Below are 26,037 nucleotides of genomic sequence, written 5' to 3'. Positions count from 1 at the left end.
GTAACAGGCAAGAAGAATTGAGGTTGAACATGCAAACACGTATTGAACATGACACGATGGGAGAAGTAGCTGTACCGAGCGAGGCTTTATGGGGCGCTCAGACTCAGCGTAGCTTGCAAAATTTCAAAATTGGAAATGAGCGTTTGCCACGTCCAATGATTCGTGCCATGGGACTCGTCAAAAAAGCTGCGGCTTTAACCAATGCTGAGCTGAACCAGATTCCCCCAGAACTGTCACGCTACATCGTAGATGCTGCAGATGAAGTCATTAGCGGAAAATGGGACAGTCAATTTCCACTGGTGGTCTGGCAAACCGGTTCAGGTACGCAAAGTAATATGAACTGTAATGAGGTGATTGCCAATATTGCCAACCAGAAACTGGGTAATCATTTAGGCGCGCAAAAGCCTGTTCATCCGAATGATCATGTCAACCGTGCCCAATCTACTAACGATTCATTTCCGACGGCGATTCATGTGGCTGCGAGCTTGCAGATCAATGAACTCTTAATTCCGGCTGTCACACGTTTACGCGATACCTTATATGCCAAATCTCAGGATTTTGCCGATATTGTAAAAATTGGCCGGACACATCTACAAGATGCTACGCCTTTAACCTTGGGGCAGGAATTCAGCGGTTATGTCTCTCAGCTGGATCATGGGCTTCTTCGTCTAGAACAGGCATTGGTCGGACTATATGAATTACCATTAGGCGGTACAGCGGTTGGTACCGGTCTGAATGCCCATCCTGATTATGCCGTTCAGTCTGCTAAAACCCTGGGACAATTAACTGGCTTGCCATTTGTAACTGCGCCAAACAAGTTTGAGGCTTTGGCAGGCCGTGATGCTGCGGTATTTGCTTCTGGTGCATTAAAGACTTTAGCGGTTAGCCTGAATAAGATTGCCAATGATATTCGCTGGCTAGCCAGCGGGCCACGTTGTGGTTTTGGTGAATTGCGTATTCCTGAAAATGAACCGGGTTCTAGCATCATGCCGGGTAAGGTGAACCCGACGCAAAGTGAAGCGATGACGATGGTGGTCGCGCAAGTTCTCGGAAATGACACCACCATTAACGTGGCAGGTGCATCAGGTAACTTTGAACTGAATGTATTTATGCCGGTCATTGCCTATAATCTGTTGCAATCCATCCAGCTTTTAGGCGATGCGTGTAACAGTTTTAATGATCATTGCGCCGTAGGCATTGAGCCGAATCATGAGAAAATTGAACATTTCCTGCATGATTCTTTAATGCTGGTCACGGCATTGAATCCGGTCATTGGTTATGAGAATGCAGCCAAGGTTGCCAAAACAGCTTATAAGGAAGGAAAAACCTTAAAACAGGTGGCTGTTGAACTGGGTTTAGTCACCGCTGAACAGTTTGATGAAGTGGTGCGTCCTGAACAGATGGTCTCACCGAATGCTAAATAAGGGCCGGAGCACTTTTATTTTCAATCTTTACGCCTGTTTTATCATGGAATAGTCAGCAGTGGTTTTTATCTCAGGCAGAGTTGCGTACAATAGTGCTAGATGAGATTAACCACTGATGATTGTTTTATGCTTGATATTTATTTAACAGATGTTCAAAGAAAGGCGCAATTCAAGGATTATCCAGGTGAGCATCCTGTTAAATTTATTCTGAATTTCAAAAAGATTTTCCCAAGTGTGATGGAACTTCTTTTACCTGTGCTTCCCGATAATGAAAATCTGGAAGAAATGTCTTGGGAATCGACCAGCGATGATTTTGAAACCTTCCAGATGTTCTTAACTGGATGGGGTATTATCGAACTTCGATTAAAAGCAATTACCCAGTTTAAAGATAAAGCATTTGCGGATCGTCTGGTTAAACAAGCCCAACAGAAACGCAAAGACTATCAAAAACAGCAGACTAAACTAACCACAGTTGAACTGGATTATTTGTTTATGCATGAGATGCATGCTCTGATTGATGCAGAGCTGGTTGAACTTGGTGAGAAATTCTATTTACCGATTTTACGTGAGCTGTGGAAGACTAAAGTATCTGCTCAGGTGTTGAACGCGAAGTTTTAAACGGGTTTTTTAGCTTTTATTTATAAAATTAATCTTCCAATTTTGGGGGATTAATTTTATCTGCAATATGAGATTTATTTCAAAATGCATGATCTCTTGAAATAGCCTAAGCAAGATTAAATTTGGTGATTGAAGGTCTTTATTCTTAAAATTTTGATCAATAATAGCGCATGTTGAACCATTGTTTAGCGTCAGGCACTCGCATAGGGCAGTAGTTTTAACGATTGTTCAAAAAATAGATGAAAATGATCATTTTTAGCTAAAAAATATATAAAAATATCAATTAAATAGCCTAGTAATTGAGTCCATTATTTTTTAAGGTATATAGGCTTTATCTCACGTTAAAGCAAAAGCTCCATTGATTAGCTATCCTTCATAAAAATAACTGAAGGTTCAAATTTTCCCGAAGATATATCCCAGGATTTTCAAAAATGTCGAATCAGTTTTTAGATTTAATTACTAAACGCCGTACTATTTATGCCATTGCCAAGAATGTTGAACAATCTCCTGAACATCTAACTGATTTGATTCTAACTGCAATTAAGCAGAGCCCATCTTCTTTCAATTCTCAGTCTTCACGCGCCGTCATTTTATTCAATTCGGAACATGAAAAGTTCTGGGGCTTCGTCGCAGATAAATTAAAAAGCTATGCCAAAGATGAAGAAAGCGCTGCAAGAACCACAGCAAAAATGGCAAGTTTTGCGGCAGGGCTAGGCACTGTTTTATTTTTTGAAGATCAAACAGTTATAGAAGGCTTACAGGAACAATTCCCATCTTATGCTGATAACTTTCCAATCTGGGCAGAGCATTCGACTGCGATCGCGCAATTTGCAACGTGGACAGCATTGCACACAGAAGGGCTGGGCGCATCATTGCAGCACTACAATCCGATCGTGGATGAGCAAGTTCATGCGGAATGGGACATTCCATCGAACTGGAAGTTGCGTGCACAGTTGGTATTTGGTTCGATAGAAGGCGAGCCACGTGCCAAAGATTATCTCGCGGATGAAGAGCGCTTTAAAGTCTTCCAATAAGTTGAGATCCATATCTGCGCTTAACACGGTTTAAGGGCAGATATTTTTTAGATCTCGATGAAATCCCAATCAGCTTCATTAAAATTAAGTTAAAATAGCGCGCTAATGAAAATTGATGAGTAAGACCGAATGTCGAAAAACACGCAAAACCTATCACCTTTACAAGAACTGATCGCAGAGCAAAAGCTACTTTGTGAAGAAGTAGGCTCGGCTTATGTTGAAGTCACGGGTGATGATGTTGTTGCGGTGGCCGTACATACCTTAAAGCAGGATCCGATTGTTGGCATCCGTAAAAAGCCTGAAACGGCTGAAAATATCAGCTGGTACATTTATGGTGGAGAGCCTTCAAGTGAAGAGGCTTTTGAAACCATGACAGTACGTGAATTACAGGACATCGCACCAGAAGTTTTACCGTATCTGGCTCTGGAAACAGGTTTTCGTTTCATGATCGATGCCGATGATTATGAAGATGTCTGGAAAGAAGAAATCTAAATGCTAAAAAAATCATCTTTCATTTGTGCTGGATTATTATTTGGACTGAATAGCATGGTCTTCGCAGAGCCGCTTTCACAAAGTGCCTATGATGAGTTTATTTCAGCACAGACTAAAATAGTGAATGAAACCAAGCATATTTTAGATGAAGATGATCAAAAGGCAGATGTCCAAACTCAACGCCAGGCTTTCTGTAATCGATTGAAAGCCTATCAGGATATTCAAAAGGTGTCCGAAGAAAATAGTAGTCTGAAGATGGCGCCTACGATGGCCATGATCGCCAAAAGTTTTCTTGAGCGGCAGGATCAAAGTTTGACTCAATCTGGAATGACTACAAACGTATTTTGTAAAAATAGGGATGTAGAATAAATTATAAAATACTTTTCTATCTCGAAATTTTTTCGCAGTGGAATAAAAATTAAGTAGGTAAGTCTATTTCACAACCCAATTTTATAGATATAAAAATCTGAAAGACCATCTCCCGAATATCATTTAATAAAGAATCTGTTAAGTTAATTTAAATTAATTTTGACAGAAGTATCTCATATCCCGAGGATGTATCAGCAGTAGTCAATATTTTAATAAGAATAAATGAATAACTGGAGTTTTATAATTTTCTAAAAATGTCTTATGTATGTGATGTAATTTCTTGAACGGGAAAATTTAAGTAGGATAGCGTGATTGCACGCTTATATTTAAGCTAATAACTTGAGCATCTTAAGATATTGAAAATAGCCTAAGCAATACATAATTTTAACAACTTTCTCAAGAAAGGGAGAAGGAGGGAACTTATAATACTAATGTTTACTGTCTGTAACTCATTTGGACTTAAGACGTATTATTCTAAACAGAATCAAGTCGATTAATAAGCTACTTATGAATGGTCGATCTTTAATAAATTATGAGCAGTAAATATTAAGGAAGATTGTTTAAATTACCTCAGTCTATTTGGGTAATAACAGCGAGTTAGTTTAAGAAACACTCTGACCTAAAAGTGGTTTACATGTTATTAAATCCCAGTTTTAAGGTTTTCATTAATTTTATTTAGTCTGCACCACAAGTCAACCATCTTCTTTCATATTTATAGATAGCCAGATATCCATCCAGATCTAAAATCGTAATTTTAAATACTTATGAATCGATTATGAATTATTTAGCCTAAGCAAAATATATCCCTATAAAATAGCCTAAGCAAAATTTTATATTTAAAAATTTCACAATTGATTAATTCCCAATATAAACCCACTATAAACACTTAAATAAAGAAATCACGGAATTCTCAAATGATCCTAAATTATCAACTTCAACACCACGAAACGTCAATATTATCTCCAATAGTCTTCATTCATGGTTTATTCGGTAGTTTAAGTAATTTAGGAATACTAGCTCGACATTTTTCTAAGCAAAGAACCGTGCTTCAAATTGATGTACGCAATCATGGTCTTTCTGCTCATAGTTCAGACTTAAATTATCAGCTTATGGCTGAAGATGTCCTAGAAACTTTATCGAGTTTAAATATTCAAAATTTCATAGTAGTAGGGCATTCCATGGGCGGAAAAATTGCTATGAAAATAGCGGAATTAGCCCGTGTACAAACTGAAAAGTTGGTCGTCCTGGATATTACACCAATCCAATATCATGAGAGTCATCATACTGAGATTTTTAAAGCTTTATTTGCGGTGCAGCAAGCAAATGTTGCTTCACGACTTGAGGCAGCAAAAATTATGCGTGAATACATTGATGAAGAAATAGTAATTCAGTTTTTATTAAAATCCTTTAATAAAGGGCAGTGGCTCTTTAATGTTCAGGCTTTATTTGATCATTATCCAGATATTATGGATTGGGAAAAGGTCGAAAAAATTAATCTGCCAGCTTTATTTCTTCGTGGCGGTAATTCTTTTTATATCTCAAAACCTGAACATTTTGCGGCAATCAATGAACAATTTTCTCAGGCGAAAATTGAATGCATTGAAAATACAGGACATTGGCTGCATGGTGAAAAACCAGATGAAGTCATTAAACATATGCAGACTTTTCTAAATTAATTTACGATTTCGCACTCAAGGCTGAAATGTTTGAGTCTGTAATTGTCCTTCATGAATGAGTTGATGCGCCATTTCAGCTGTTTTCTTTAAACCGGGCATACGATATTCAGTATGTCCAAAATCTTTAATGGATTTCCAGCGACCGCCCCAGGTTAAACCCACCGATTCTGCAATCTGGCCAAACAGTTCATAACCACGCATGGCCCATGGATCACGTTCACTAATCACCACCTTGCCATTCCGCTTAAAGGCAATATCCGCGGCCAGACCAAACTGATGATAACTTTGAAAGCCTTTGGCCTTGGTAATATTACTGTTGGTCGCCAAAGAGTTTTGCCTTTCCGGACTTCGATAACCTTCGAGTAAAACCAGCTCATAACCATGCTGTTCGCGCATAATTTTAAAAACCATCAGTAAGCGCTGTTTAAATCGCGGATTCATCTTATGCCATTTACGGTCTGCTGTGCTGATATTTGGATTTATATGAATGTCTTCAATATTCAGATTAAGGCTTTGCGCTGAAATTACAGAATGATTTGCTAAAGATTCTTCTTGTAAGGCTTCGATAATAAGCTGTTCATCAACTTCAGTTGGAGCTGTTAATATTTGCCCATCTAATAATGCATAAATCTGTGGATCAACTTTCCTTAAATATTCAGCTTCAAACCTACTTGCAGTAAGTGGCTGAGTGAAAGCGAACATTAAAATACTGGCAAATAAGCTAAATCCTGAAATCAAAATCCACCATTGCTGCAAATACCATTCAGACTGAAGATGCTCAGGCGATGCCGCCTGATGAAATTTCTGAACAAACTGTTTTGCTTGAGAAAATTGTTGTTTGCTTTGTGAAATCAAATCAAGAAAAAAATCCTGTATTCTTAATCGAAACTCGTAAGACAGCAAGGCTAACATAGCTAAGCTTAATAGAATAAAGCTGCTCAATATAATCAAAATCATCAGTTGAATGATTGATCTAATAATAATTCAAAAATTTTTTTTTATTCATCGATATAAATTTTCCAACGGCGTCATTTTTTAAGTCTTTATTTTTATAAGTGTCCATCATATTTATTTGAAAATTGAGTTAGGGTAAATGAATCGTAATATAGGCTTGTTCAGCAGGCGCGCTAATCAAATTTTGATATTGAGAAAAAACAGCAGCTTGTTCTGTTGACAAGGCATATTTAAAAACCACAAAGCTGATCACGGCAAATAATAATAAAAATATCAGAATCCAGAAAAATGGTAATTCACGATGGATAATATGTCGGATTTGATCTGGAATTGCTGAAAAAGGAGAAAAAGCAACTTTTTTACCCTTGAGATAATCAATCTGATCTCCGATACGAGCAATCAGACTATTTAAATGCACAATAGATTCAATTCGATATTTTCCATGGAAGCCCAATAAAAGGCAATAATGATATACCTCTAATACTGCCAGACGTTGCTTATCTTTATGGCGTATTTCTTCCAGATATTCAAAGAAGCGATAACCTGCAAGTTGTGAACCAAAAAGGCTTAACTGCAAGGGACTGATCATCCAGGAATTTTGCAGATCAAAAAATCGCTCATCCTGTTGGGTGACAATTGTTTCATCTATTAAAGCGCAATAGGCATATTTTGCATCTTGAATATCTTCAGCTGAAAATTGCATCTGGCGTGCCTGATGTTCAAAACTTTTCAACATCTCCAGAATTTTTTCACGGAAAGACTCTATATTTACAGGGACATAGTGATTTTTTAACAGGAAAACAATATAGAAGCCGTCATGCAGTAAATCTACCAGACTATTCGTAGAGGTAGGGTAGGTTTCTACAGGTTGCATGGCTGTATAATCTACTCCGATTTGATCGCCATCAAAGAGTGAAAGAGGAGTGTTAGAGATTGTATTCATTAATATTTTTATCCATTCATGACAGCAATAAGTTCAATCGCGATATCCTGAAAGCCATTCGGGATATAAACACAAATCGATTCTGAATCCAGCATGCGCTGATACAGTTCATTATTGGGTTCAATCTCAAAATAATGAACGCCGGAACGTACCGGAATTGCAGTAGGCACCTGCATGAGATGCTGAACGGGTACAGCCGGTAAAGCTGCAACCACGCGTTGTTCTACATCTATAGTACTACCAATTTTAAAACGGATCGGAACATAGGCAATCAAGTCATGTGCAGGCATAACACTACTTGATACAGCAAGATATAACCGCGTATTGTGACTGATCTTATCGGTCTCCAGACTGCCAAACCAATAAGATGGGCGAGTTTCTTTTAAGCTGATACTGATATATCGATTCGAAATAATTGTATCGAGTAAATCTCTGAGAATAATATCCAGCTGATTGAAGCTGTCGTATAGATGATGATGCTGATACTGCGGCAATTGATCAATGTCATAGGCTGTTGAAAAGGTGAGTAGGGAACCACTGAGTTTTAAAAGTTCCGCATATAGCCGTTCCGGATGAATTTGTGGATACTGCAAAATATGATTTAAGGTTGCATAAGCAGTATTTAAGGCATTCACCAGCCAGAAAGAGACAATATCCCCAGAACGAAATTCAATCAGTTTCTGTTCGTTTTCACGGTTATTGGATTGAATCGTTTTAATCTTGGCCCGGATAATATTCAAAGTTCGCTTTAAATTGCCTAGCAGATATTCACAGGCCTGAATATGTAAAATTGGAGGAATAAATTTATGATCAAAATTAAAATTTCCCGAACTTTGTCTTTTGATTTGAGCAACCGGAAGATATAAATAACCATCCAGAGGCTGCTGAGGTTCATGGCCAACTTCAAAAAGTTTAAATTCTGCCCGACGGCGTAACAGGGTGATCTCCGCTGTAGTGGCATCAGTGAATAAATCATGAGTAGAGATTAAATGTGAGTGATAACGACTCGTCTGAGTGTTTTCAGCATGACTTACATTCTGCTTGTTCGGTTGTAGCATCGGTAAAGCCAAATAAATTAGCATTTCACCACGCAGGTTTAAGGTATCCAGTTGTACCGGTTCTGGTAATAAATCCTGTACAGGCGCCTGATAAATTTCACCATCTTGCCAGATCATTTCAATTTTGCTCAATGCCAATATATGCATATTGAATTGAGCTTCATCAAATTGAATGGATTGGATCCCGTGAGCAAAAGGAAATGTCGCCCGAATCATATGACTCAAGCGTTGTTCATGATAGGCATCCTGTAATTGAAAATGTTGCGGTCTTAAAAACAGACCTTCGCCCCAAAGTACTTTTTCTGCTTTAAACATTTTAATATTTACCACTCATTCTTAAGTTCATCGTTGACATATACACCTAGTAATTCATGTATATTTTCGATCGGATTCTCGTTCTTAATCACTTGAGCCAGCCATTCATGTAATGGCATCTGACTCCATTTAATTGTCTTTTGCAGCATGTAGCTCACTGGACTATGCGGTTCATTCGATTGAAAATACTGTGCAATTTCTTGTAATAACTGCATCGCCTGTTGACGATTGGCCAGATGGTTTTGGGCTTGAGGTCGAAATTCTTGTATATCTTTAAGCGAGGTATTCATCACTATTATTTCAGGTATTTTGAGAGTGCCAGATTGTGGTGGATTTATTTGATCCTGAGATATTGGAAAAATATCTGTTTTATAAATGCGCTTAATACTGGAAAAGATCGACTCAAGTTGAGAATCTGTGCTTGCAAAACTTGGTGCATCCAGACCCAGCAAATGATCCAGCGTATTTTTAAGATGCTGCCATTGGGTTTGGATTTCCTGAAGATAACCTTCATTCTCGCTTAACACGATTTTGGAGGTCTGCAGCAACGATTGTTCAAAATACTCCAAGTTCTGAACAGCATTATTTTCAGAGCAGTCATCTTGCTGCTGTTGTTTTAGCTGTATATTGCGCTGATGCAGTAATAGCTCATAATCACCCAAACTATAAAAAGGCGCAGAGCTGACCAAAGACACCTGTTTCATCAACGTTGGCAATTGCGTAATCAGACCTTGTAATAATCCCAAACGCTGATCAAGATCATCCTCTTCGATTTGAGGATGTAACGCTAACCAATAACGCTCTAAACTTTGCTGAGTCAGATGCAATCCTCGGGCAATTCCTTTAAAACCATGGAGATGACTCCAAGCCTCTATAAGCCAGCTATATAAACGGATATCTTTTGTTTTTTCGCTTAATAATTCGATTATTTTATCGTGTACAAGTTGCCAATCGGCCTGTTTCGGTTCTGAGACCCAGTCACCTTGATCTAATAAAGGATCATCACAAGTTCTGGCCTTTTTAATCATATGAAAATCATTTGAAAATGAGTAATCCAAACCACAAGGCTGATCGGCTGAAATACTTTTTAATAAATATTCAAATTGCAGACTCATTTTTTATTCCAATTACTATATTTTATTTGTTTTTATTTTGAATTTACGTTAACTAGGCAGCATCTACTTTACTGTTTTTAGAACGTACTTTTGGCGCTGTTTTAACTTTCGGATCTGCGCTATAAAAAATTTCATCATTCTTGATCTCAATATGAATCAGTTTAGGGAGCTTTTCCTCACTCATGGCCATCAGTATTTCTGTAGCCAAAGCAGGTAATACTGAAGCATTTAAAATATGATCAATATTGCGTGCACCGCTATCTACTTCTGTACATCGGCTGAGTAGAAGTTCGAGCAAGTCCTCACTATAAGTAACCTGCGTGGCATATTGCTGCTGAATACGTTGGGTAATTTTACCCAGTTTATACTGAATGATCTGGATTAATAGCTCATCATGTAAAGGATAATAAGGCACAATCTGCATACGCCCTAAAAATGCCGGTTTAAATTGCTGATACAAACTTGGTTTGAGCAGTTCAATTAAGCTTTTTGCATCCGGCCAGTTTTCGACGGGTTGATTTACACAAGCCTGCATAATGGCACTGGAGCCGACATTAGAGGCCAACAGGATTGTCGTATTTTTAAAATCAATTAGACGGCCTTCACCATCTTCCAGCATTCCTTTATCAAAGACCTGATAAAATAATTCCTGCACATCAGGATGAGCTTTTTCGATTTCATCTAATAAAACCACGCTATAAGGATTACGGCGTACCGCTTCAGTCAAAATGCCTCCTTGACCATAACCGACATAACCTGGAGGAGCACCTTTTAAGGAAGATACGGTATGAGCTTCCTGATATTCCGACATATTTATCGTGATCAGATGCGACTCACCCCCATACAATTCTTGAGCCAAGGCTAGGGCAGTTTCAGTTTTCCCCACACCGCTTGGGCCAAGCAATAAAAATACACTTTGCGGTTTGTTCGGATCATCCAGTTTTGCTTTAGACGTCTTAATACCTTGTACCAGTTGATGCAAAGCAAAGTCCTGACCCATCACACGCTGCGATAATTTATCTTGGAGTTTTAAGACCTGTCGGACTTCATCATTCATCATTTTACCCACTGGAATTCCGGTCCAGTCAGAAATAATTTGATTAATCATAGGGACTGTGACGCGTTCAAACACGAGTGGGTTATCAGCTTGAATCTGGATCAAATGTTGCTGTAATACTTTAATTTTATTTTTATTTTCAATTTTTTTGGATTGAACCTGTAATAATTTTATTTCCTGAACCAGTTGAAGTTCTTGCTGCCATTGCTGTTCTACCTGAGAAATTTCTTGTTCCAAATTTGAAATATTTTCTGATAATTCAATTAAACGTGTCTGATGACACGGAAAATTTTGATGCTCCTGATTTAAAATCTCATGTTCTAGCCGAAAATTATGCAGTTGTGCCTGTAACTGTTCTAACTTTGCAGGTTGCGCATTCTGGCTCAAGGCAACCCGTGCCGCGGCTGTATCCAATACACTAATGGCCTTATCCGGTAATTTCCGTCCACTGATATAACGATGTGAATTACGCACCGCAGCAGTAATTGCTTCATCATCAATCTGCAACTGAAAATGCTGAGTCATGAGCGGAATCATGGCGCGCAACATATTAATTGCGACTTCTTCATTAGGTTCTTCTACCTTTATCACCTGAAAACGACGGCTGAGCGCAGCATCTTTTTCAAAATATTGTTTGTACTCCGCCCATGTAGTCGCGGCGATGGTACGCAGTTCTCCTCGTGCCAAAGCTGGTTTTAACAGATTGGCAGCATCATTCTGACCAGCCTGACCACCTGCACCAATCAGCGTATGGGCTTCATCAATAAACAAGATAACAGGATAACTGCAGGACTGAACTTCTCGAATAATTTGCTTCAGGCGATTCTCAAACTCGCCTTTTACACTCGCACCTGCTTGTAATAAGCCCAGATCCAATACATGAAGTTCTACATTTTTGAGTACATCAGGTACTTGATTATTCACAATTTTCAGGGCTAATCCTTCTACCACAGCTGTCTTACCGACTCCCGGGTCGCCGGTGAGTATTGGATTGCTCTGACGACGGCGCATCAGGATATCCACCATCAAACGGATTTCAAACTCACGACCGATCACCGGGTCGATTTGGCCTTGGCGTGCTTTTTCAGTTAGATTAATAGTGTATTGATCAAGTGCCGATGTTTTATTTAATTTTAGCTGTGCGTTAGGTGAATCTTCTTTTACCTTAGTAAGCTGAGAATAGCTCATATTTTCAATACTCTGCTCGCAGAGCTCCAAAAAATGATGTTTGAGATGATCAATTGGAAATAGCTCAAATAAAGTAGAAGCACGAATTGTCATTTGATATAGATCAGGCGCAGTGAGCAGGGCAACCAGTAGATGTCCGCTGCGGATCATCGGATTCTGTTCTGCTGAAGCCAAAAGCCAGGCATGTTCTAATGCACGAATAATGGATTTGGCAAAGATAGGCGTACGAGAATTGCCTTTAGTCATTTGCTGAATGCTCTGATTCAGATCATGGGTTAGATCATCTTCGGAAATTTTATACTTTTTGAGCAATAATTTGAGATCGTTCAGGTCTGGCTGCTGTAGCAATTCTAAGAGAAAATGCTCAATTTCGATTTCATAATTTCGCTGTTTGATGCAGAAATTCGCTGATTTCTCAAGGCATAGGCGTGCATGCTCAGATAATTTTGTAATCAAAATTTTTAAATTACTCATATTTTTCTCTTTTAGAATATACAGCCTGATGTTTTTGGAATTTATAGCTATATATTTGTTATTATTAGGTTTATTTTTATTTATTTAAGTTTTTCTATGAGCAATCAAGATATATTGTCTCAAGATTTTTGGCATATTCTACTCAAGTCTATCCAAATGTCTGCATTCATTGGTCGGAATCTTACCATTTTAAAAATTACATAAAATAATTTAACAAAAACGCATTTATGTATTGACTTCCTGTGATAATTTTTTGTTAAATCCGCAACTAGATTTTTGAATTATAAAAATAGAAAAATAAATTTTGATTATAAAAATATAAAACAATAACCAAAAATTGAGGCTTATTTTGAAAAATAATCTAGGTTTTATTGTATTGCTCATCTCAGGGATGGCGCAGCTATGTTTTGCTCAAACCCATGCAGCAGAATTAAAAAAATCATGTATCAAGAGCTATCCACAAGCAAAAAATGATACTGATTCAACTATCATTGATTTATACCAGCAGTTATGCGACAAGACAGCAAGAAAAAATATGCATCTGCAGCAGCAATTGTCTACCCAAATTGCCAAACGCTATGTTGAAGTCGGTGATCATCTGAAAGCGCTCAATTTAATCGAGCAATTACATCAGCAAAATTACATTCATCAGAATTTAACTGATCTGAAATTCCTGGCAGGGATCGGGATCTCTTCCCAAAGCCTAGAACAGATGCGTAGTACAGAAGTCCGTGCCTTAAATGAATTTACCTACCCACAGGCCAAATCGCTGACTGAACATATTTATCTGGCACAGCCTGTAGCAAAATTTTCTGAATCTGCATCAACGACGGCGCGGAATTCAAAAGTAAAAAATACTAAAAATAAACCAAATAACCCAGTAAAACAAAGCCTAAGTCAAAACAAAAATAAAGTATCGAAAAGCAATCTAAAAAATAATACGGCTGCTATCAGTAATAAAAAAACAGAAAGTATCAGTACACGAACCCACACTCCTAGTACTAATCCATTTGGATCATTAAATAATAATTAATAAGGAAAATCATGATGGCTAAGCGTGAAAGTGTACAAAAAAAATTACAGCGTATTCGACCACCACGTGTGCAATTGACCTACGATGTTGAGGTCGGTGATGGCCGTGAAATTAAAGAATTACCCTTTGTGGTAGGGGTTTTGGGAGATTTTTCAGCAGCATCGGAACTTGAAAAAACCAAGCTCAAAGATAAAAAATTTATCAATGTAGACTTGGGAAATATTGATGAGGTGATGCAGTCTCTGGCGCCTCGTGCCAGTTTTCAGGTGGAAAATAGTTTGACTGAAGAGAGTGGCACAATATCAGTAGATTTGGTTTTTAATGCGATGGATGATTTTCAGCCAGAACAGGTAGTCCAACAAGTCGAACCTTTGCGAAAACTGGTAGAAGCACGAGAGCGTTTAACTGATTTACGCAATAAAATATCCAATAATGAACGTCTAGAAGGTTTACTGGATGATATTTTAAAAAATACCGACCAAATTCGTAAAATGAGTATGGAGGCAGACAATGAATCACTCTAATGCTGCAACTAGCACAGATATTGCTATTGAAGGATATTCAATTCTGGACTCTATTGTTGAACGTAGTCGAATTGCGCGTACTGAAGAGGAACATGGTCGTGCCAAGAGTCTGATTAGTGAACTGGCCAAGGAAGTCATGGCCGGTACAGTTATAGTTTCAGACAATATGACCTTGGCTTTAGATAAACGCATTGCAGAAATAGATGCGCTTATTTCTACCCAGCTGAGCAAGATCATGCATCATGAGCAGTTTCAAAAAGTCGAATCCACCTGGCGAGGGCTGTATTACTTTTGTCAGGAAACGCCCTCACACTCTTTAATCAAGATTCGGATGCTGAATACGACTAAAAAAGAACTGATTAAAGATTTTCAGAGTGCCAGTGATTTTGATCAAAGTACGCTATTTAAAAAAATCTATGAAGAAGAATATGGTTCATTTGGCGGTGCGCCTTATGCGACCCTGATTGGTGACTTTGAGTTTGATCGCACACCTTCAGACCTGTATTTGCTCGAACAGATTTCACATGTCGCAGCAGCGGCACATGCACCGTTTCTCTCAGCGGCAAGTCCTTCCATGTTCGGACTGGAAACTTTTACCGATATTGATCGCCCACGCGATGTGTCCAAAATTTTTGAAACAGCGGAATATGTGCAATGGCGTTCATTCCGGGAAAGTGATGATGCCCGTTATGTGGCATTGACCATTCCACGAGTATTAGGCCGTTTACCTTATCATCCTAAAGATGGCAATACGACAGCAGACTTTAACTATGTAGAAGAAGTTTCAGGTGAAAATCATAATGAATACCTGTGGATGAATGCCGCTTATGCTTTGGGCACACGTTTAACCAACGCCTTTGATATGCATGGTTGGTGTGCTGCGATTCGTGGGGTTGAGGGTGGCGGTTTGGTCGAAGGTCTGCCAGTGCATACCTTTAAAACCAATGATGGGGAAGTCATATTTAAATGCCCGACTGAAATTGCGATTACGGACCGTCGTGAAAAAGAACTCAGTGATCTTGGCTTTATTCCATTAGTACATTGTAAAAATACCGATTATGCTGCGTTCTTCGGCGCCCAATCTACCCAAAAACCAAAGAAATATGATAACGATATTGCCAATGCCAATTCCGCATTATCCAGTCAGATACAGTACATTATGGCAGTCTCGCGAATCGCTCATTATTTAAAAGCAATGATGCGAGATAAGGTGGGAAGTTTTACATCTGCAGGAAATGTCGAAGCATTTCTAAACGACTGGCTGTCTCAATATGTACTTTTGGATGATGGCGCTTCACAGGAAGCCAAAGCACAGTATCCACTGCGTGAAGCTTCGATAAAAGTTGTAGAAAATCCGGCTGAACCTGGACATTACAAATCTGTGGTCTTTTTGAGACCGCATTTTCAGTTAGACGAGTTGTCTGTATCTTTACGACTGGTCACTGAGTTACCGCAGTCGAGTCATTAAGACCGCTGCTAAAATTATAAGAATATTTATAACAACAGGAAAATTATTAAAATGAAAGACATTTACATCCAGTTTCGTGGCAAATATAAAGTTGATGGTGAATCTCGTGATTCAGAACATAAAAGCTGGCTAGAAGCAAATTCCTGGTCGCACAACATTCGTCAGCCAAAATCTGCCACATCTTCCAGTGTAGGCGGTCATACCGCAGAACGAGTTGAACATTCCGACATGATTTTTATGAAAGATCTGGATGCAACCAGCCCAAAACTTTGGGAAGCTTGTTCGGCAGGTTATACCTTCGATGAGGTACAAATCGATTTTTATCGTGCTAATGGTGATAAACGCGTTAAATACCTGCAAATTAAATTAAAACATGTGCTGGTTTCTCAGGTCACTCCGACAGTAAATCAAGAAGGCGTTCCAACAGAAGCTTTTGGTTTGAAATATGCAGCAGTTGAGTGGACGTATAATCAGCAAGATATTAATGGTACACAAAAGGGTGCCGTGACCAAGAAATGGTCATTATCAAATAATACTGCTTCTTATGCAGCGTAATTTGACCTTTTTTAGAGGCTGGTCTTGATCAGCCTCTCTGATATTTATAAAAATAAATAAAATTAGACTATAACAATATGAATTTGGATCAGCTTTACCCTTACGGATTTAGAACAACATTATTTGACCGTCTATTACCTCAGGACATTCAATGTTCTCAAGGGCTTTCATTGCAGGCTTTAAGAGAGTCTGTAGCAGATGATCTGGAAGATCTGTTGAATACTCGTTTAGTTAACTTGGATGTAGATGACAGTTATGACCAGGTCAAACGTTCAATTCTTCAATTTGGCATCATTGATTTTGTAGGTCTTTCAACGGCGAATCCAATGGACCGGGATAAAATCTGCCGCTCGATTGAACATTCTATTCACGCGCATGAACCACGCTTAACACAGGTAAAAGTCGAGATGCTGATGGATGAGCATAATAGGGGAAGTCTGTGTCTAAGTATTCAGGCATTTTTAAATATTTATCCTCTATATGAACCCGTAATTTTTGACGCATTCCTAAAGCCTACTACGCAACAATACGTAATTTTGTCTAAAACATCAGCAGGTGTGCTGTGATCGAAGAATTATTACCGTATTACGAAAAACAATTACAGGAATTTGGGCAACAATCACGAGATTTTGCCAATAAATACCCAAAAATTGCCCAACACCTTTCGTTGAATCAAGAGCAGATCGATGATCCGCATATCGAAAGATTGATTCAGGCATTTTCCCTGATTTCTGCCCGAATTGATAAAAAACTGCACGATAGTTATGAAGTATTTACACGTGCTATTTTTGAGGTGATGTTTCCACAGTACCTTAAACCTTTTCCAGCATGTTCAGTGGTCAGTTTTGACGATGCCAGTAAAATCCGACAGCTTAAAAGTAGCCAGCAGATTCCCAAGCAAACTGTATTAAAATCAAAAAGTATCCGTGGGGTACAGTGTGAGTATCGTACGACAAACCAGGTTAATTTATTACCAATCGCCTTAAAATCTGTTAATTTTAAAACGCATGCTTCGACTCATGTTCATTTAAATCGAAATGCAACCTTGAGCTTTGGTATTGAAATTTTTAACCAGCAGCAGCGACTGTTGGAACAACAAAAATTACCTATTTATCTGGATGCAATTTCCAGCTTTCCATTGCAAGTACTAGATTGTATTTTTAAGCCAGAGACTGGTTTTTCTGTAATAGTACAGAATCAAGAGATTGATATTCAAAATCCATTTGAACTAATGGGATTTACTGAAGCGGAAAGTGCGCTCCCAGTTGATCAACATACTCATCATGCCTATCGTTTATTAATCGAGTATTTTTGCTTTCCAGAAAAATTTAATTTTCTTAACCTCAATCTGAGTTTTTTAAGAGAATTAAATATAGAAACCGCAGAATTTGAGCTACACATTCATTTTAAAATAAATCTGAATGATCAAGCTATGATCAGAAATTATTCAGAATTAAATAGCGCTAATTTCAAATTATTTGCGACACCAGTTATAAATTTATTCCCTAAACAGGCTGAGCCACAAAAAATTGATCATCTGCGCCTGGAATATTCATTAATAAGTGATGTACATCATCCTGAATATTTTCAGGTATATGCGATCACCGAAATGAAGTTATTGAGAGAGAAACGCGAGAACAGTCAAAAAACTTATCCCGTATTACCTTTTTTTGCCATGAGTCATTATCATCAGGCTGATGCTCAATTTTATTATCACCTGTTGCCCGAGCAAAGTAATACCAAGCATACAGAACTGAAATATTCGATTATTTCCAAATCTTTAGAACCACAAAAAATTTCATCAGACTTTATCAGTATGCAGTTGTTATGCAGCAATCGGGATTTACCTTATGAAAGTTATAACAAAGATCAGAATAACTTATCTCTCAATGACAATAGTTTGGCACGTAAAGCCATATTATTAAAAAGACCCAATTTACCTTATTGTTTTGATCAAAAGCAGCAAGAACAGTGGCGAATTATCTCGCATTTATCATTGAATAATCTTTCTTTAATGAAAGCAAATGCAGTCAGTCACATTAAGGAATTACTTGAACTGTATAACTTGCCGCAATCCAAAGACAACCGGCTAATTATTAATTCAATTCAATCGATCCAGTTTTCTCTGAGCCAGAAGTTGCGTGAGCATAAACCATTTCCACTTTTTGTACGGGGTGTCAAAGTTGAAATCCAGATCGATCCAGAAGTCTTTAGAGGAGCCAGTCTGTATATCTTTGTGCAACTTTTAAATTATATTTTTAATTTGAAAGTTCAAATGAATAGTTATGTGGATATGCACGTCATAGATTCAAAGTCAAAACAGGAGTTATACCAATGCATACAGAATGTTGGTGGCAAAAGACTTCTGTAGTTGATCGGCTCTTTCAGCAGCCGACCAGCTTTGAATTTATTCAAGCCACGCGATTATTAAGACATGCACCTGAACGAAACAGATATCAAGAATGGAGTAAATCATTTCAATTTATTAGTTCACTCAATCTTAATTTTCCGACTTCTGAAATTGAATCATTGCAATGTCAAGATCATAAAGTGCAGATGACCAATTTAATCGTAGGGTTGACTGGCGTACAGGGCGTATTGCCTTATATCTATACAAATAAAATTAAACAGAGTACCCGGGCACACAGAGAAGAAAGCTTACACTTTCTCGGACTATTTAATCATAAATTAACCGCCCAATATGTCGATGCCTGTTTGAACTATCATTTACCAATGCGTTATGAAGTTGAGCAGGAAAATCATTATCTAAACATGCTTCATGCTTTGAGTGGCTATAGCGGTCAACAACATGAACAGCAACCTATAGATGACTATTTTGCTGAGTTTTCAGGCTTGATGCAGGGGCAAAATAATACCCATTATGCGTTAAGCAGCATATTGTCTTGTATTTTTAAATATCAATTTAAGATTAATGAGTTTATTCCGGAAAGCTTTCAACTGGATGATCAGCAAAAAAGCGGTTTGGGAGCTTTGCAACCAGTTTTACTGGGAATCAACAGCTTCTGTGGAGAGACCATTCAGCAAATTGATGAAAAAATTGAAATCGTCATTGGTCCATTAAAACGTGAAGACTATATAAATTTTTTATCTGAAGGAATACATAGCGCTAAATTGAAACAGTTACTTCAAACCTGGTGTAGCCCGACCATGTTAGTGGATCTTCGGTTGATTCTAGACAAAGATGAATTATGCCCAGCCCAACTTGGAGAAGTACATTCGATGGGGCTAGCCAGAGGAGCTTTATTAATGCTGAATCCGGCAATCCACCATGCGGAAACCTGCTATAGCCTGATAGGAAAAATGTCATGATTAAGCCTATTATTCGGACTGTTATAGTTTTATTCATTATAAACAGTTCTCTTATCATTTATTACTGGCGAGATACTCAATACGATCCATCAAATATCGATTTCCTATTATATTTTGGAATTTTACCTTTGTTAATTTGCTTGTTGTTATTAACACCTTATTTTATTTATAAAGCTGTAAAATCCTATAAACAAAGACAGCAAGAACAAAAGGATAGGGCTCATAAATCTCTTCAAGCACAGCAGCAAGAATTAGAAAATAAAGAAGAATTGTATCAAGCGATTAAGGATTACACGCTCAAGATTTCTTCAGCTGCCGCCTGGCACAGTTTTGGCGAAAATGCAGAGATCTTGCAGCACATGAAGCAGTTCAAGAGTCCTGAGCTGGACTCAGAACTGCTAAATCGTTTTGGTCTACCTATACTGACATATCGTATTCATGCTGTGGACCGCTTACTTGAAGAAAACAGGACTAATGAAGAAATACTTCCGACATTACGGGAACAACGAATTCAACAGTTGATTCAACAACAAATCGAACAGCATGAAGAAAGTCTGAGCTTAGTTTCGGAACAGTTAAAACGTTCAGCACTATTTTATGATCACGAACTGGCTTATGAATATCGAATGCATCCGGGATGGATACAGGAGAACTACTGTGAAGATGAAGGAAATATTGCCTCTAATCCAATAGCAATAAGCCGATTAAATAGGCTGAATCTGCATATTTTATTGGCGGATCATATGACTGGGGAGTGGAGTGATCTCTATCAAGAGCAGCTTATAAGTCAAATTCAACAACAATATGCATTGCTGACTACCCAAATTCATATTAATTTTCATTTCCTGTCTGCTGATCGTGCTTATTCAGCCTTACTAGGTTTATTACAAGAAATTTCAGGTCAATCACATGAGATCAGCCTTATCATTATGGCGGATTCTGAAATTGATCAGGATTATCTGGATCAGCAATTTTGGCAAAATGAAGACTATATTGCTGCGGAATATACTGCCAGCTGGTGTTTATCCGCACATGACTTAGAGTTTGAGGGTATGATGCTTTCACGAATACTGATTCTCAGCAAGTACGTCACTGACCTATATGAATACTTGGGGCAGAATCAGATTGATCTGTCCTATCAGCTGGAACAGGCACATCCTTTTTTAATGTTATTAGATGAAGCCACTCAGTCTAAAACGATGAAAAAAATACAAGAAAAATTTACGAATATTGACTTTGAACCAGAACATACCATTTGTCCTCAAAGCTATTTAGGTCACACTCAACATTTGGCAGCAGTTTTTGCAGCGATGATGTCATCACATCTATACGACAATGTCATTACAATAAGCTATAGCACACAACAAGAATCAAGCTATTTATGTTTTAAAAATAAAGAAAGTGATCAACTGAATGAAATCTCATTAGTAGCCTAACTATTTATAAAAATTAAAGAAAAAAGAGATAAAAGTGAATACATTATTTTATACAGTCCTGGGGTATGTCTGGCAGTACATTAGCAACCCTAAAACAATGCTGGCCTTATCCTTTTTAGTGGTCATTATTTCCATAAAAAATACGGTTTCTGATCGCATTTTCTGGATATTGCTGACTGTCTATGTCGCCATATTAATGGGCTGGGAGATTTATGCACTTATCCGACGTTATCGGCATGCTAAAAAGGGCAAAAAAATCGCAACTGTCTTATCTCAAAGTTCTACAGCTGAAAGCAAATACAATAATAAAGAAGAACTTCAGCTGATCAATCAGCAAGTCAAACAATCTATCCAGTTGATTCGAAAGTCTAAATTAGGCGATCGCAAAGGTCATGCGGCACTGTATGAACTACCTTGGTATATGGTCATCGGTAACCCAGAGGCTGGGAAAAGCTCGGCGATTTATCATTCTGGTTTGCGCTTTCCTTTTGAAGAAACTCATCAGAAAATGGTCTCTGCCGGACTCAGAGGAACACAAAACTGTGACTGGTTTTTTTCAACTCAGGGTATTTTATTGGATACAGCCGGACGCTATTCAATCTATCCGGAAGACCATTCTGAATGGTTAGGTTTTTTGAATATTCTCAAAAAAAATCGTTCTAAAGCGCCAGTGAATGGTCTTATTGTGATCGTAAGTATCGTTGAGCTGGTCAATCAGAGTCCGGAGAAATCTATACAATTGGCCAAGAACCTGCGTGCCCGTATTCAAGACCTGACTGAACGTCTAGAAGTTTTTGCGCCAGTTTATTTGGTATTTTCCAAGATGGATCTGATTGCCGGCTTCACGGAATTTTTTGATTGTTATCAAGGACAAGAATTGGATCAGGTTTGGGGCGCAACCTTGGCTTATCAACCAGACTCGAGTGAAAATGCTGTTCAGCTATTTGAAAAGCATTATGGTATTTTATATGAGGGTCTGAAAAATGTAAGTATGACCCATTTAACCCGTCGGCATTCACAGCATATTTCACCCAGTGTAATGACCTTTCCACTGGAATTTAAGAGTCTTAAACCGGTATTAAGAACCTTTATCTCCACTTTATTCCAAGACAATCCTTATCAGTTTAAACCGGTTTTTCGTGGATTTTATTTTACCAGTGCCTTACAGGAAGGCTCCATTGAAAGTCCAATGACAGAACAGATTGCTGAGGACTTTCATCTGATCCGCAGCGTTGATCATGATCTTGGCCTGTCTAAAGAGTCTGTATCACAGAATCATGGTTATTTTCTGAAAGGTTTATTTTCTGAAGTGATCCTTAAAGATAAAAATCTGGTGAAGCAGCATATTAATCCGGCACGAAAACGCCGACGCTTTATGGCTTTTACCGGAGCTTTACTCACTGTGTCGATGGTGTTGAGTCTGTGGGTGTGGTCTTATCGAAATAATCAGCAATTAATGGCCGAAGTTCAGGCGGACCTGAATAAGGTCGTACAAATGCAGAAACAATCAGGAACAGAGCTGGTCACACAAATCGATGCATTATTAATTTTGCAAGCTCATCTGCAACAGTTAGATCAATTTGATCAGAAGCGTCCATTCAAATACAGTTTTGGTCTATATCAAGGACAACAGATCAGGGAGAAACTGCAAGCTGAATATCTGAAAGGAATTGAGCAATTGGTATTGCAGCCCAGTCAGCAAAATATTGCCAAATATCTGCAACGGGTTAAAAATAATGCAGAAGTTCTTAAAGAAAATCATATTCATGTGCAAATTCATCCGACTGCACAGGTTCAGCAACTCGCATTAGAACCATCCGACCAGAATCCGCAAGATGCTTATAATGCACTTAAAACATATCTGATGTTGAGCAACCGTAAATCTATAGATTCCAGTCATCTCAGTGATCAGCTGACACGCTTCTGGCGAACCTGGCTGGATCAGCATCGTGGTCAATTGCCACGTGCTGAAATGCTGCAAAAGGCCGAGCAGTTACTCAGCTATGCCATGACACTGACAGGTTCGAGTTCATTTCCCCAGCTGGATTCTGATACTGTTCTGGTTGAACAGACTCGTCAGGTTTTAACCGCAATGACGACCGGAGTGTCTGCACGAGATCGTGTATATAACGACATTAAAATGCGTGCTTCGGTACGTTTTCCTGCATTAACGATCAAACAGATGGTCGGGGAGAATGCTCAGACAACCATGTTGGGAAGTTATGCCTTACCCGGTTTTTATAGCTATCAAGCCTGGAATGAATATGTACAACCGTCCATAGAAAATGCGGCGCAAAGTCCCACTCAAAGTAAAGACTGGGTACTCAATACATCACAGTCTGACGATCTGAGCTTTAGTGGCAGTCCTGAACAAATCCGGCGTCAGCTGACTGAAATGTATAAGAAAGAATATATTAGTGAATGGCGTAAGTTCTTGGGTGCTATCTATTATGCCAAAGCCGCTGATTTTAATCAGCAAACGCATCAGATAGATATTCTTGGCGAACCAGAAAATTCACCGATTCGTAAAGTCATTCAACGGGTAGCGCAAGAAACCAGCTGGGATAATCCACTGGTACAAGCTGAGTTGGCAGGTCTACAAAAAGGGTTTATTGCCTGGTTTAAACACAAGATATTGCAACGTGATGATGGCAAGTTGGCACAGAATGCTGCATCGACTTTATCTCAGGGCATGATTGCCAAGGATTTTCAGATCTTCTACCAGATTGTACGTTCCCGAGATGATTTGCAGAACCGGTCGCTGCTGGATGAGTATATGCAATCTCTGGCCAAGATACGCAGTCGCTTTAATGATCTCAAAAGTTCTGGAGATATTGGTCCGGCGAGCATGCTGCTCCTTAAGCAGACCGTTGATGAGCAGAATTCTATCTTTAATATCACCCAAAAGTTCGTGGATGAGAAAATGTCGGTAGGAACCCATGAGCTGGATCAACAGCTGATTAAAAAATTATTTAATGTTCCACTCACACGTTCTTTCGAAAGTCTGATGCTTCCGGCACAAGCTGAAATGAACAAACTCTGGCTAATACAGGCCTATCAACCATTTAATGCAAATTTATCGCAAAAATATCCGTTTAGCAGTCAAGGTAGCTTACAAGCAACCTCTCAAGAAATTAATCAGATTTTTGGTGAAAATGGCAGTATTGCCCGTTTTGTCAAAGAGCATCTTGATCCCTTAGTGATCCGTCGTGGCTATAGCTTAAGCTCAAAAACTTGGCAAGACTTAGGACTTAATCTAAATCCTGTATTTGTTGCAAACTTTCAAAATTATGTCGCGCCTGTGAATGGCATGGCAACTGGGGAATTAAATAATACCAGTCGTCAGGCAGTAGGACCCAATCAATCTAATTTCCAGTTTTACCCACTGGAACAGTCTCATTTATTGGCTTATACCATTGATATTGATGGGCAAAGGATGCATTTTGAAAACGGCATTCAACAATGGGTGAATTTTATCTGGCCAAATTCCGGCGCAATTCCAGGCGCACGGATCACGGTGATTGATTTGGAAGGGAAGACCCATACCATTTTTGATGAGCCTGGGGAATATGGAATCAATCGTTTGATTGATAGTGCTCAGCGTACACAAAAAGGCAATATTTTTGAGATGGTCTGGCGCAGTAAAGAGAATCCTGAACTATTTGTGAAGACCAATTTTCGTTTGGTGAGTGGAAATAATGCAAGTTCTATCGGAAGTAATCCAAGTTATAGCAATTTACAGTTGGTGGATCAGGTTGTTTCGAATAAAGCAGTAAGAGTGGTCGCAGCACAGAATACGACGATGTCAGGAAAAACAGCTCAGATAACTAAGACGACTGCTGCAAACACAGGAACTTTAGCGCCATGATACTCATCAATCATATTGTAAATGGATCACGTGGGTGAATTGATATGAATTAAAAACAACCAATTTTAGTGTAGAAAATAATTCAAGGTTGGCGGTACTAGAATAGTCTTTAACTGAGAGTCAGATAAGCCTGACTCAAAGCATTAAATTAATTAAATAAACATTTATAGAAGCATAAAATGAAAATAAAAAATAAATACTTAAAGTTAAATAAAATCATTATTTTATTCTGTTTTTTAATTGGTTTTAATGTGCATGCACAACCTGTAATTGCTGAAGGTAATGTACCGAATAACAGTAGTAAGCAAGCTATTTTGGCGAAATTGTATTCAATTTATGGTCAGGAAAATGTGATAGATCGCATTCAGATTCGTCAAGTAGTAGCACCAACGGATTGGTCAAATATAGTCACTGATGTGATTAATGAAGACATTAAAAAGGTTAAACACGGAATGTTAACAATTAAAGGTTCTGATATTCAGCTAACGGGTAAAGTATCAAATTCTTATGAAATTCATGATACTACAGAAAGATTTAAGGGTTTAACACCCGAAAATTACCGTTTAAATGCACAGCTTTCAGTCAATCAGGCAGAACAGAAGATTATTGATGCTGCATTAAAGAACCGGATTATTGAATTTGAATCTGGCAGTGCAATATTAGCAACTTCAGGTATACAGATACTGGATGAAATGGTCAGTGCCTTAAATAAAGTTAGCGGAAAAAAGATACGGATTATTGGACATACGGATAGTTCAGGCGATACTAATAAAAATCTCATGTTGAGTCAGCAACGTGCAGAAGCAGTAAAAGCTTATTTAATCGCAAAAAATCTTCCAGCGCATTTACTGAGTACTGAAGGTTCAGGTTCAAGTAAACCTGTAGCGGATAATGCAACAGCTGAGGGTCGTAAGAGAAATCGTCGGATTGAATTTGAAGTGCTTTAACGTTTAAGTTGCTTGAGCAGCTATAAGTATATGGTGAATGACCTGTATGAGTATATTAATAGTTGTTATTCACCAATTAAAATGTCTATGCGATAAACCATTTAAAATGTCCTGTTTTTAACCACAAGAGTCAAGCACAGGATTTAACTTTCTTTGTTC

The 26,037-nt window shown here is 38.3% G+C and carries 21 protein-coding genes; 16 read left to right on the top strand and 5 right to left on the bottom strand.

Annotated features, from left to right (window positions below):
* Positions 1–29 precede the first annotated feature (29 nt).
* The 6 genes from fumC to BFN00_RS09665 all read left to right on the top strand — a co-directional run bounded on the left by fumC (position 30) and on the right by BFN00_RS09665 (position 5,613).
* Positions 30–1,424, top strand: a complete 1,395-nt coding sequence (fumC, locus tag BFN00_RS09690; protein WP_071851344.1) for a class II fumarate hydratase — start codon at positions 30–32, stop codon at positions 1,422–1,424.
* 126 nt (positions 1,425–1,550) lie between these two features.
* Positions 1,551–2,042, top strand: a complete 492-nt coding sequence (locus tag BFN00_RS09685) for a hypothetical protein (RefSeq protein WP_071851363.1) — start codon at positions 1,551–1,553, stop codon at positions 2,040–2,042.
* Between the two features lie 431 nt (positions 2,043–2,473).
* On the top strand, positions 2,474–3,076 hold the full coding sequence (locus BFN00_RS09680) for a nitroreductase family protein (protein ID WP_071851343.1): 603 nt from the start codon (positions 2,474–2,476) through the stop codon (positions 3,074–3,076).
* Between the two features lie 129 nt (positions 3,077–3,205).
* Positions 3,206–3,568 (top strand): immunity protein Imm33 domain-containing protein, encoded by a 363-nt coding sequence (locus BFN00_RS09675; RefSeq protein ID WP_071851342.1) that lies wholly within the window; start codon positions 3,206–3,208, stop codon positions 3,566–3,568.
* The gene (locus tag BFN00_RS09670; protein ID WP_071851340.1) at positions 3,569–3,937 is read left to right on the top strand and encodes a hypothetical protein; all 369 of its coding nucleotides are present in this window, start codon (positions 3,569–3,571) and stop codon (positions 3,935–3,937) included.
* A 914-nt stretch (positions 3,938–4,851) separates the two neighbouring features.
* Positions 4,852–5,613: an alpha/beta fold hydrolase gene (locus BFN00_RS09665; RefSeq protein WP_071851339.1), complete on the top strand. Its 762-nt coding sequence runs from the start codon at positions 4,852–4,854 to the stop codon at positions 5,611–5,613.
* Positions 5,614–5,628: 15 nt separating this feature from the next.
* On the opposite strand, the gene BFN00_RS09660 is transcribed toward BFN00_RS09665, so the two are convergent.
* From BFN00_RS09660 to tssH, 5 genes are all read right to left on the bottom strand, one after another.
* Complete coding sequence (locus BFN00_RS09660; protein WP_005107024.1) at positions 5,629–6,570, bottom strand: M15 family metallopeptidase; 942 nt, start codon at positions 6,568–6,570, stop codon at positions 5,629–5,631.
* Between the two features lie 127 nt (positions 6,571–6,697).
* Positions 6,698–7,510: a type IVB secretion system protein IcmH/DotU gene (icmH, locus tag BFN00_RS09655; RefSeq protein WP_071851337.1), complete on the bottom strand. Its 813-nt coding sequence runs from the start codon at positions 7,508–7,510 to the stop codon at positions 6,698–6,700.
* An 8-nt stretch (positions 7,511–7,518) separates the two neighbouring features.
* Complete coding sequence (tssK, locus tag BFN00_RS09650) at positions 7,519–8,883, bottom strand: type VI secretion system baseplate subunit TssK (protein ID WP_071851335.1); 1,365 nt, start codon at positions 8,881–8,883, stop codon at positions 7,519–7,521.
* An 8-nt stretch (positions 8,884–8,891) separates the two neighbouring features.
* A complete protein-coding gene (gene tssA, locus BFN00_RS09645) occupies positions 8,892–9,998 on the bottom strand; it encodes a type VI secretion system protein TssA (protein ID WP_071851333.1) in 1,107 nt (368 codons plus the stop codon).
* A 52-nt stretch (positions 9,999–10,050) separates the two neighbouring features.
* Entirely contained in the window at positions 10,051–12,717 is a 2,667-nt protein-coding gene (gene tssH, locus BFN00_RS09640) for a type VI secretion system ATPase TssH (RefSeq protein ID WP_071851328.1), read from the bottom strand.
* 349 nt (positions 12,718–13,066) lie between these two features.
* Between tssH and BFN00_RS09635 the strand changes: the two genes are divergently transcribed.
* From BFN00_RS09635 to BFN00_RS09590, 10 genes are all read left to right on the top strand, one after another.
* Positions 13,067–13,750, top strand: a complete 684-nt coding sequence (locus BFN00_RS09635; RefSeq protein ID WP_071851326.1) for a hypothetical protein — start codon at positions 13,067–13,069, stop codon at positions 13,748–13,750.
* Positions 13,751–13,764: 14 nt separating this feature from the next.
* Complete coding sequence (tssB, locus tag BFN00_RS09630) at positions 13,765–14,274, top strand: type VI secretion system contractile sheath small subunit (RefSeq protein WP_071851324.1); 510 nt, start codon at positions 13,765–13,767, stop codon at positions 14,272–14,274.
* Positions 14,261–15,742, top strand: coding sequence for a type VI secretion system contractile sheath large subunit (gene tssC / locus BFN00_RS09625; RefSeq protein ID WP_071851322.1), 1,482 nt, complete (start codon positions 14,261–14,263; stop codon positions 15,740–15,742). Before tssB ends, tssC begins: the two co-directional genes overlap by 14 nt.
* Before the next feature lie 51 nt (positions 15,743–15,793).
* Positions 15,794–16,297, top strand: a complete 504-nt coding sequence (locus BFN00_RS09620) for an Hcp family type VI secretion system effector (RefSeq protein WP_005107016.1) — start codon at positions 15,794–15,796, stop codon at positions 16,295–16,297.
* A gap of 77 nt (positions 16,298–16,374) precedes the next feature.
* Complete coding sequence (tssE, locus tag BFN00_RS09615) at positions 16,375–16,863, top strand: type VI secretion system baseplate subunit TssE (protein ID WP_071851320.1); 489 nt, start codon at positions 16,375–16,377, stop codon at positions 16,861–16,863.
* Positions 16,860–18,668: a type VI secretion system baseplate subunit TssF gene (gene tssF / locus BFN00_RS09610; RefSeq protein ID WP_071851318.1), complete on the top strand. Its 1,809-nt coding sequence runs from the start codon at positions 16,860–16,862 to the stop codon at positions 18,666–18,668. Before tssE ends, tssF begins: the two co-directional genes overlap by 4 nt.
* Positions 18,632–19,627, top strand: a complete 996-nt coding sequence (gene tssG, locus BFN00_RS09605) for a type VI secretion system baseplate subunit TssG (protein WP_071851316.1) — start codon at positions 18,632–18,634, stop codon at positions 19,625–19,627. Before tssF ends, tssG begins: the two co-directional genes overlap by 37 nt.
* Positions 19,624–21,063: a hypothetical protein gene (locus BFN00_RS09600; protein WP_071851314.1), complete on the top strand. Its 1,440-nt coding sequence runs from the start codon at positions 19,624–19,626 to the stop codon at positions 21,061–21,063. Before tssG ends, BFN00_RS09600 begins: the two co-directional genes overlap by 4 nt.
* A 34-nt stretch (positions 21,064–21,097) precedes the next feature.
* On the top strand, positions 21,098–24,931 hold the full coding sequence (gene tssM, locus BFN00_RS09595) for a type VI secretion system membrane subunit TssM (RefSeq protein WP_071851312.1): 3,834 nt from the start codon (positions 21,098–21,100) through the stop codon (positions 24,929–24,931).
* Between the two features lie 185 nt (positions 24,932–25,116).
* A complete protein-coding gene (locus tag BFN00_RS09590) occupies positions 25,117–25,878 on the top strand; it encodes an OmpA family protein (protein ID WP_431605046.1) in 762 nt (253 codons plus the stop codon).
* Positions 25,879–26,037 lie beyond the last annotated feature (159 nt).

Source organism: Acinetobacter sp. AR2-3, from assembly GCF_001878775.1.
GTDB lineage: Bacteria > Pseudomonadota > Gammaproteobacteria > Pseudomonadales > Moraxellaceae > Acinetobacter > Acinetobacter lwoffii_D.
Note: the sequence above shows the minus strand (reverse complement) of the source record. Positions and strands in the feature narration are given on the sequence as shown.